Genomic DNA, 8,708 nt, shown 5'->3' with positions numbered 1-8,708 from the left:
AACTCCGAGTGACTGAGCTTCGGCGGCCGTCCGGGCAGCCGTGCCAAGTCAGCCCACTCGTCATCGATCTTCACGTACAGTGCGGTCACGAGGGTGTTCAGGTTCGTCGTCACAAACGATCATGGACACCCTCTCTTCGTGCCCGCAGCCATTTGGACAGACTCGTCTAGCTAGGGGGTTTCGTTTGGATCAAGACGGGGGCGAGACATGGCGGTCGTTCTCGGGTGGCAGTCTGAAGCGATGAAACCCTGGAGCACCTCCACCGAGAACGAGCTGCGACATCTGCTCAATGAGTGGGATCCGATCGGCGTCGCTGACCTCGTGCAGGACGAGTACGACTGCATGCTCGCCCTCACTTCGGTCTCGATCCTTTGGGCTTGCGGCCCGATGTGATGGCGGCGCGGGTGATCGCCTGGTGGACATCTGTCGGCCCGGCCGATGGCGCCGCCAGCGCGTAGCAGGCGGGGCCTGGCGCGGCCAGCGCTTCGTCGACGCGACACCAGTCCGCTTGGAGCTGGATCAGGTCAGGGGGGAAGAAGGGGACGTGCTCCATGCACACCATTAGGTCAGGTGTTCGATTTTCTGACCAAGTCCTCTTTGGTATGGCCATGGAACCGTTCAGTTGACCAGTAGCCGTGGAGACACAAGGGGCCGCGATGTAGCGCATCGCTGCGCCGTGCCCGTTGCTGTGCTCAGCCGTGGGTGCCGGGCCAGTGCGCCAGGCCGTCAGCCGTCGGCGCCTGGCACGTCGCATCCTGTGGCGAGTCGTAGAACTCGTACGCGTCGCCCAGGCCGCCGTGTTGAAAGACCTTGAGCATCCGGGCGGAGGGGCACGTGATCCGCAGCGATCCCTCGTACTGCCGGATGAGCCTAGTGACCGCTACGACCGTGCCGAGCCCCATCGAGTCGAGGAACGGCACGAAGCACAGGTCCAGGACGAAGTGCCGGTGGCCGTCACCAAGCAGCGTGATCACTGCTTCACGGATCCTGGAATGAGTACGGACATCAACCTCGCCGTCGACCTCAACAACGGTCCAGCCGTTCACCTGGTCGCAGCTGACGGCGATGTCCTCGGTGCAGACGATGGTCGTTCGCATGACCAACCCTCGCGGCTTGGGACGGCACAAGGAACCCCCAGCGACGCGTTGCAAGGCTGCCCGGGTGCGTGGCGCTGCCTGCAGATGCCGCCTGCTTCCATCCAACGCACCCGCCCCCTGATCGCAAGCCGAGACGGGCCTGCGTCAACCGCGGCGGTCGCGCAGGCCCGACCACAGAGCACCTGTCACCCCGACCACGACGGCCAGGGACCCCCACCACAAACCCGACCACCGCAGGCCAGCGCGTAGCGCAGCCCAACCGGCCGAAGATTGCGCAGCACCCGGCACCGCTGCGCATCAGCTCCCGCCGCTCACACCCGAGGATCCCGTTCGCGATCCCAGCCGCCTTGGCGGCGGCCGCGGTGGAGCCGCGCTTACCGATACCGCGACCGCCGTCATCGGCGTGAGCGGTGACAGAGGCGCCAAAGGCCCGACGCGTCGCAGGCGCGGGGTGCGTAGCCCGCCGGAACAGGCTGCCCGCGGGGAGGGCAGCGTGCCGGCCACCCGGCTGGACCTCAGGTAAGGAGACGGTCACGAAGTGGCGGTCTTTCGTTGAGCGGGGGAGGGGAGGGCCAAGGTGTTGCCGGCCGCTCACGCGGAGGGGAGCGCCTCAGTCGCCGAAGCCAATCCTGGTCCGCTTCCGTACCGGACGTACGCCATGCTCATGGGCGGCCCGCTGGACGGCCTGCTGCTGGACATCACGGGCTGGCGGCCGGAGGAAGTCGACGACGGCGTGGCCCTGCCCACCGAGCTCGGGCAGTTCCCGGCGGCCGCGCCCTGTACGACCCGCGCCCCGGCGAAGCGCGCACGCCCGGTCCCGGCGTCGCGTGCCGTCTCTACCACTCCGGCGACACGCTCTGACTGACCGTAGCCCCGACCATGAGCCCGACCACGGCAGGTCAGCGCGCTGACGTACCTCGCCGACCGCCCGCGCGCCCGGCGGTCCTTGAGGAAGCACTCCATGAGGGCGCCTTCTTCGCGGGCTTGGCCGGCGCCTTGGGCACATCCGTCTCGCCGCGCGCTGCCCGGGCCTTGCCGATGGACTCCTGCAGCGCGGCCATCCGGTCCACCAGCTGCTCTGGCCGGGCCGTCGGCTCGGGGCCTGCGGCAGCTGGCGGTCTTCCTGCTTGGCCTCGATTACCGTGTGAAGGGCCTCGGTGTAGCGGTCGGTGAACTCGGGGCCGGTGAGGTCGTCGCGGGTCATGGCCTTGATCAGTGCCACGGCTTCATCGACCTCGTCTTCGTCCAGCTGGACCGGCGGGGGAGCCACGGCGGCGGGGTCGCGGATGTGGTCCGGTCAGAGCAGCCCGTGTAATGCGATCACGTCGTCCCGGACCCGCAGCAGACCGAGCCCCGCTCGCGGCCGTGCCACGTGTACCGCGCGAGTGCGACCCGCGAGGCGGGCTCCAGGGCGTGCCGGAGCACCAGGTAAGGCTTGGCGGCGACGGCGCCCTGCGGCTGGAGGTAGTAGCCGGGGCCGATGCGGAGCGGGTCGACGGCGGAGGCCGGGATAAACGTGATCAGCTCGATGGCACGGGTCGTGGGCAGCGGCATGGCCCGCAGCTCTTCGTCCGTGACGGCCATGTTCTCCCGAAACTACGGCGAAGTGACAAGTAGCTCTCTGTAATCAGAGTGACGCTCGGTCAGGGAGAGTGAGGAGGGGCCCAGGGACTTAGGCGGAAGCGACCGCGCCGCCGCGCGAGCGGCAGGGCGAGCCGGGCTGTGCGTCACACTTCGGACGGCGTGCTGCTCGACGTCGTCCGCGTCCGACCGTTCGGCCGGGGAAAGGTGATGAGCTTCCGTCATGGGCCCGAATTTCGCACAATGCAAGTCTCAGAAGAGGGTCCGTCCCGCTTTTGAGTGCGAACAGGTTCTGAGAGCCGATCCGGGTTCGGCGGGGGTTCGGGCATCCCGTGATTGATCTTGCTCGCGCAAATGACCGTTTGTGAGAGTCGCCCACCACATCGGGATCGTTAGAAGCGATCCGGGCGGCAACCTGACAGAGCCGACTCAACGGTTCCGTCGACCAACTCCCGCGCGACCAGGCGGCCCACGGCCGCGGCGAGCGTGACCGCCGAGTGCATCACTGCCAAGTAGAGGCCGGGGACCTCGGCGACCGGGCCGGCGATCGGCTCACCGTCGGCCGGCATCGGGCGCACTCCGAGTCGGGTGCTGAGCAGCTCGACGCTCCCGGCGCCATGGAAAGTGGACCGGACGGCGGCAAGGGTCCGTTCGGGCGAGTCCGCGGCGGCGATCAGCCGGTCCGCGGCGACCTGCCGAAGATCGAAGTCCTCGGTGTTGACCACGGTGCGGACCAGACCGGCCGGGGCGCGGAGCCGAAACAGCGGGCACGGCGACGGTTCGACCGGGACGCGCACGCCGAGCGGCGCGCCGGCGAGGACGACCGGTTCAAGGCACCTCGGCCTGCCGCGCAGTGCCGCCGCGACCGGCAGGCGGAGCGGGACGAGACGGAGCGGGAGCACGACGACTTCGAGCCGTTCTGATCTCTGCCTGCTGATCTCTCGTGAGACAACACTCGATCCGTCTGAAGGTGTTCACTGATCACTCACTGGTTACGCTCCTCCCCACGAGAGTTAGGGAGGGGCGTACATGAGTACCACTGTGCACACCGTCGAAGTTCCCCTGGGGCGCGGCGACGACTTCGTCCGCGTACAGATCCGCGAGGTGGACGAATCACTGGTGCGGGTCGGCCGGGGCGGGCGAGGTGTGACACGGGCCACGCGGACGTTCGGGGAGATGCTGGACACCGTACGGCCTGTGGCCGAGGGCTTCGTCGGGAGGCTGAGCGGCCTGGCGAACGCCCCGGATGAGATCACCCTCGAGTTCGGTGTCTCACTCTCGGCGGAGGCCGACGTCGTGATCGCCAGCACCGCAACCGAGGCCAATTTCTCCGTTTCCCTCACATGGAACAGGAGCGACCGGTCGGTCCCAACAGGGGATACTGCATAGGCAGTTGAACTGGTCGGGGGCTATGAGGCCATGGCGGCACGGGGGTCACGATGGCATTCGGTGAGGTAGCGGATTCACGAGACATGGAGGCCTTGCTCGCCGCCGCCCTCGTCCGGATCGTCGGTCCCACCGGGGCTGTCGGTGGCTCCGGCTTCCTGCTCACCCCCCGACAGGCGCTGACCTGCGCCCATGTCGTCTCGGACGCGCTCGGACGCACGCTGGGCGAGGCCCTGGAAGCCGACGCGCGAGTGGTTGTCGAGCTGCCCCTCGCCGGGGGCGCCAGGGCGGAGGCCGTGGTCGAGCGCTGGGTGCCGATCAGGGCCGACGGGACCGGCGACATCGCCGTGTTGCGCCTGCGAGACACGCTCGCCGGGGCGCAGCCGGTCCCCATGGCCGAGCCGGACGGCGCCATGGACCACGATGTACGGGTACCGGGCTTCACGGACCGCGACCCGGGCGGGATCTGGTTCACTGGGAGGCTGCGCGGCAGGACTGCCGAAGGGTGGGTGCAGCTGTCCGGCCCGGACTTCGGGGACGCGCCGATCGAGGAGGGGTTCAGCGGCAGCCCCGTATGGGACAAACAGGCCGGGGCTGTCGTCGGCATGGTCGTGGCAACCCACCCCGCTGGTGCCCGGCAGAGCTTCCTCATCCCCCCGCGGACCCTGGTCGAGGAGATTCCCGACCTCGCGGACGTCATCCGCCCCGCCTCACCCTTCCGTGGGCTCGCCGCCTTCCAGGAGGCGGACGCCGCCGTCTACTTCGGACGGGACGCCGAGGCCGACGACATCACCGCGCTGCTAACCGGCGATGCGGGGTATCCGGCCGTCACGATCATCGGCTCCTCCGGCTGCGGCAAGTCCTCGCTTGCCCTGGCAGGGGTGGTGCCCAGGCTCCGGGCGCGCGGATACGAGGTGTTCGTGCTGCGCCCCGACGAAGGTGCCTCGCCGCGGATGGCGCTCTCCGCCGAGGTGGCACGCGCGGTGCACCCCGACTCCAGCGGTACGGAACTGGCCCGGCAGATCATGACCGTAGAGGAGCTGCTGGCGGAGCGCGGCCTGGCGCAGACGTTGCGGCTTGTGCTCGGCGCTCGGGCCGATCGCGTCCTGGTGGTCCTCGACCAGGCGGAGGCGCTGCTCGCCGGCCGGGACCGGGACGCTGCCGCCGAACAGACGGCACACCTGCTGTTCACGCAGCAGCGTCCTTCCGGATTACGGGTGTTGGTGACGCTTAGGGCTGATTTCATGAATCAGGCGCTCTCCCACCCGGCCCTCGGGTCGGCCCTCGGCAAGGGCGCCCTGAGATCACTCACCCCGATGTCCCGCGATCAGCTCGCAGAGGTGATGCAGCGTCCGCTCGACTCGGCCCCGGGCGTCGGCTACGACCCAGGGCTCGTCCAGCGCATCCTCGACGATGCCGACGCCCAGCCCGGCGTGCTCCCCCTGCTGGGCTTCGCCCTAGACCGGCTCTGGGACGATCAGGCCGCCGGGCGGCTCCGGTTCGCCACGTACGAGGACATCGGCGGCGTCAGCGGTGCGCTGGGGCGGCACGCGGAGAACGTATGGGCGGCATCAGTCGGCGAAGCCGACCGGGACGAGGCGCAGCGGCTGCTGACCGCACTGGTGCGGGTCAGGCCCGGAGGAGGCGACCCGCTGCGGGCCGTCCTCACCCGGGCCGAGGCGGGGCCGGACCGGTGGCGCATCGCCGAGGCGTTCGCCCGGGGCCGCATCCTCGTCATCGGCGCGGACTCGGAGCACGGCCGGACGGCCGAACTCGCCCACGAGGCACTGATCGGCGCCTGGCCGAGGCTCAAGGATCAGGTGGAACAGGACGAGCGGTTCCTGGCCTGGCGGGCGAGACTGCGGCATGCCATGGACAACTGGCGTGAGACAGGGTGGGAAGAGCAGCAGCTCCTCGTGGGGAGGCGGCTCGAGGAGGCCGAGGAGTGGCTGCTCGAGCGTTCCGGTGAACTCAGTGCGCAGGAGCGGGAGTTCATCGAAACGGGGGTGCGCAGACGGACTGAGCAGCAGGAGGCGGAAGAGCGCAGGCGGGCCGCGGATCAAGAGGTTCAAGAGCGAAGGCGGCTGCACGACCGACGCATGTACCGGATCATGCGGGCGGGCATCACGGTCCTGGCCGTCGTGACCGTCATGGCACTCACCGCCGTGCTGATGATCTTCAAGCAGAACGAGGTACTCGACGGCCAGCTGCGCCGAGCGGCCTCCGAGCAGCTGGCCGCGCGCGCCGAGCAGCTCGATGACGTCTCCCTGGTCACCTCGGGACTGTTCGCGGCCGCCGCCTATCGCACGGCACAGGAGCCCGAGGCCCGCAGCGCCCTGGCCGGTCAGTATCTGCGGATGCGGCACGTCGAGCGCATCGTGTGGGACAACCACGGCGCGGTCGAAGACGTCCACATGAGCGAGGACGGCAAGCGGATCAACGTGAGCCTGGGCACGGCCGACGGCGTCGGTCTCGAACTCGGCATGGAGAAAGTCCGCAGCTTCGGCCTACCCGACTCGTCGAGGCTGCTGGCGCTCTCGCCGGACGGCCGCATCTCCGCCCGGGCCGCCACCCGGGGCATGGTGTCGCTGGGCATCGCTGCTGACGGCAAGGGCTTCGAGCGCACGGTCGTCCTACGCGACGGCGACACCTTGCGAGAGAACACCCGCGCGGCGAAGGACCTCCGGTTCGACGGTACGGGGCGCAAGGTACTGGCCGCAGTGCCCCGCGAAGGGGTCATGGTCTGGGAGACGCAGCACGGGCAGCGCACGGGTCGGACGCTGCGCGCACCGGACGGCTGGGAGACGACGCAGGCATGGTTCGGCCCGGAGGGCACCGTGATCGGCCGGATCGCTCCGCAGGACAGCGCTGAGGGGACCGACGGGCGCCTCGTCCGGTGGACTCTCGACAACGGCCAGCGGGACGACAGGACGTGGGGCGATGACAGGACGGGAGCCGTCACGGTCAGCGGCGACGGCCGGACTCTCGTACGGTGCACTCCAGAAGGTCTCCTGCAGGCCTGGGACCTGGCGGGAAAGCCGCAGATACGCAATCAGTACAGCACGCGGCAGTTAGGCCTGGTCTGCCCCCTGGATGTGCCCCGACTGGACCGGACCGGCCGTTATCTCCTCGACCCCGCGCAGCGGTTCGGCGCCGAGCTCGGCCGCTACCGCTTCCTGGTGCTTGACCTGGCGAAGGGGCGCCCGGCCACCCTGGACCTGCCCGCACCCACGCAGCAGGACGCGGCCGTCACCGGTGAGGCCCAGTTGCCCGCCGTGTCGCTCGCTGGGCCGCCCGACCGGATGCGGGCCGCCATCAGCGTCGGATCGACGGTCCTGGTGGCACGGATCCCCAGGCCGTCTCCCTTCGACAGCGCCATGCTGACCAGCCGCATCAGGACGGTGGACGCCGATCACGGGCGCGTCGTCAGCGTCGACGCGGACGGGCGGGGCATCCGGCTGTGGGACCTTCGCTCGCACCAGCTGCTCGCGGCGGTCCAGCCCTCCCGCCCGCTGGCTGCGCTCTACGCGGCGTACAGTCCGGACGGCCGTCGGCTGCTGAGCGCGACGGAGGATGGCCGGGCCGTACTCACCTGGAAACTGGCCGGACCCGACGGCCCCGCCCTCGAGGAGACCGACCCGATCGTGCTGCCGCGACCGCCGGGGATCGACCCCACGGACGCGGACCGTCGCACCGGACTCACGCCGGCCTGGACCGCGCTGACATTTGACGACGACGACCACGCGGTGATCTCGGCAGTGTCCTACGTCATGCGCTGGGACCTGGCGCGAGGGAAGCAGGCGGGCGAGATCTACCGTCCGCGCGAGCAGGACCCGCGCGAGGTGTCCCGGGCCGCGTCCCGCACCTGGGGGGCGGCACGTCCCGGACACGGGCAGGCGGCAGTGCGCACGGCGGCAGGGGCCGAGATCGTGATCTGGGACTTCGCCCGGGGAGAGGAGGCAGCGACGGTCGAGGCCGAGGTCGGGACCGTCAAGCAGTTCGGCTTCGACCCGACCGGACGGATGCTCGCCGTCCTGGACTATGACGGCGGGGTGCGGGTGTGGGACATGGACGAGAAGAAGTGGTTCAAACCTCTGACGTACGAAGGGGCGTTCTGGCTTGGGGCATTCTCGTCGGAGTCGTCGTTGAGCACGATCAGCGCTCGGAACGAGTACTCGGTATGGGATGTGCGCAGCAGAGCCGAGGGCTATCACTTCACACTGGGATACGGGTTCACGGCGGCTGTGACCCGGGGTGGCACGGAGATGGGCCTGATCGACGGGTCGGACGGCCGACTGATGTCGTTGCGGCCCGAGGTCTGGATGGACCGGGTATGCGAGCTGGCGGGCCGTGGTATGTCGAAGGGGGAGAAGGCCCTCGCCCCGCCCGGCAGCCGCACGGACGGTATGTGCGGCTGAGGGGAAGGGCGGTACGGCGGCGGGCGTGCCGGTCTGCGGGAGAGCGTCAGTTGGACGTCGTCATCTGAGTGCGTTGTGGCAAAGGGAGTCCCTGTTCGATGAGCAGGGGCTTCTTCGTGTGCGGGGCATGGTCGCGGCGGGGTAGGGGCAGGCAGCGGACGGCTTGTTGTGGATCGAGGAGGGTGCGATGCCGTCGGTGCTGGGGTTGATGGAACAGCGTGAGGCG

At 69.6% G+C, this 8,708-nt stretch carries 8 protein-coding genes and 2 pseudogenes; 5 read left to right on the top strand and 5 right to left on the bottom strand.

The features are described 5' to 3' along the window. Nucleotides 1-113, bottom strand: a pseudogene (locus tag ACWEK3_RS41600) (IS982 family transposase); the annotation flags it as partial. Nucleotides 114-207: 94 nt separating this feature from the next. Here ACWEK3_RS41600 and ACWEK3_RS41595 point away from each other — a divergent pair. Then, nucleotides 208-393: a hypothetical protein gene (locus tag ACWEK3_RS41595; protein ID WP_450547804.1), complete on the top strand. Its 186-nt coding sequence runs from the start codon at nucleotides 208-210 to the stop codon at nucleotides 391-393. A gap of 299 nt (nucleotides 394-692) precedes the next feature. On the opposite strand, the gene ACWEK3_RS41590 is transcribed toward ACWEK3_RS41595, so the two are convergent. Then, nucleotides 693-1,097 (bottom strand): STAS domain-containing protein, encoded by a 405-nt coding sequence (locus tag ACWEK3_RS41590; protein WP_384442493.1) that lies wholly within the window; start codon nucleotides 1,095-1,097, stop codon nucleotides 693-695. A gap of 577 nt (nucleotides 1,098-1,674) precedes the next feature. Here ACWEK3_RS41590 and ACWEK3_RS41585 point away from each other — a divergent pair. Next, nucleotides 1,675-1,958, top strand: a pseudogene (locus tag ACWEK3_RS41585) (hypothetical protein). 459 nt (nucleotides 1,959-2,417) lie between these two features. Here the strand turns inward: ACWEK3_RS41585 and ACWEK3_RS41580 are convergent. Continuing rightward, a complete protein-coding gene (locus tag ACWEK3_RS41580; protein WP_453252186.1) occupies nucleotides 2,418-2,681 on the bottom strand; it encodes a Ku protein in 264 nt (87 codons plus the stop codon). Between the two features lie 389 nt (nucleotides 2,682-3,070). Continuing rightward, on the bottom strand, nucleotides 3,071-3,403 hold the full coding sequence (locus tag ACWEK3_RS41575; RefSeq protein ID WP_453252185.1) for an FAD-dependent oxidoreductase: 333 nt from the start codon (nucleotides 3,401-3,403) through the stop codon (nucleotides 3,071-3,073). On the opposite strand from ACWEK3_RS41575, the gene ACWEK3_RS41570 reads away from it, so the two are divergent. The 3 genes from ACWEK3_RS41570 to ACWEK3_RS41560 all read left to right on the top strand — a co-directional run bounded on the left by ACWEK3_RS41570 (nucleotide 3,296) and on the right by ACWEK3_RS41560 (nucleotide 8,482). Next, nucleotides 3,296-3,601 (top strand): hypothetical protein, encoded by a 306-nt coding sequence (locus tag ACWEK3_RS41570; RefSeq protein WP_453252187.1) that lies wholly within the window; start codon nucleotides 3,296-3,298, stop codon nucleotides 3,599-3,601. The genes ACWEK3_RS41575 and ACWEK3_RS41570 overlap by 108 nt on opposite strands. A 106-nt stretch (nucleotides 3,602-3,707) precedes the next feature. Continuing rightward, nucleotides 3,708-4,067 (top strand): CU044_2847 family protein, encoded by a 360-nt coding sequence (locus ACWEK3_RS41565; protein ID WP_450547595.1) that lies wholly within the window; start codon nucleotides 3,708-3,710, stop codon nucleotides 4,065-4,067. An 83-nt stretch (nucleotides 4,068-4,150) separates the two neighbouring features. Further along, nucleotides 4,151-8,482 carry an nSTAND1 domain-containing NTPase gene (locus tag ACWEK3_RS41560; RefSeq protein ID WP_453252184.1) on the top strand — a complete coding sequence of 1,444 codons (4,332 nt, stop codon included), beginning with the start codon at nucleotides 4,151-4,153 and terminating at the stop codon, nucleotides 8,480-8,482. 46 nt (nucleotides 8,483-8,528) lie between these two features. On the opposite strand, the gene ACWEK3_RS41555 is transcribed toward ACWEK3_RS41560, so the two are convergent. Continuing rightward, nucleotides 8,529-8,708: hypothetical protein (locus ACWEK3_RS41555; protein WP_453252183.1), on the bottom strand; the 180-nt coding region annotated here is incomplete at its 5' end.

It is taken from the genome of Streptomyces sp. NPDC004721, from assembly GCF_053601495.1.
Note: the sequence above shows the minus strand (reverse complement) of the source record. Positions and strands in the feature narration are given on the sequence as shown.

Coding starts and splice junctions, on each gene's coding strand:
- ACWEK3_RS41595 (WP_450547804.1), top strand. CDS start 208: ATGGCGGTCGTTCTCGGGTGGCAGTCTGAAGCGATGAAACCCTGGAGC.
- ACWEK3_RS41590 (WP_384442493.1), bottom strand. CDS start 1,097: ATGCGAACGACCATCGTCTGCACCGAGGACATCGCCGTCAGCTGCGAC.
- ACWEK3_RS41580 (WP_453252186.1), bottom strand. CDS start 2,681: ATGGCCGTCACGGACGAAGAGCTGCGGGCCATGCCGCTGCCCACGACC.
- ACWEK3_RS41570 (WP_453252187.1), top strand. CDS start 3,296: ATGGAAAGTGGACCGGACGGCGGCAAGGGTCCGTTCGGGCGAGTCCGC.
- ACWEK3_RS41565 (WP_450547595.1), top strand. CDS start 3,708: ATGAGTACCACTGTGCACACCGTCGAAGTTCCCCTGGGGCGCGGCGAC.
- ACWEK3_RS41560 (WP_453252184.1), top strand. CDS start 4,151: ATGGAGGCCTTGCTCGCCGCCGCCCTCGTCCGGATCGTCGGTCCCACC.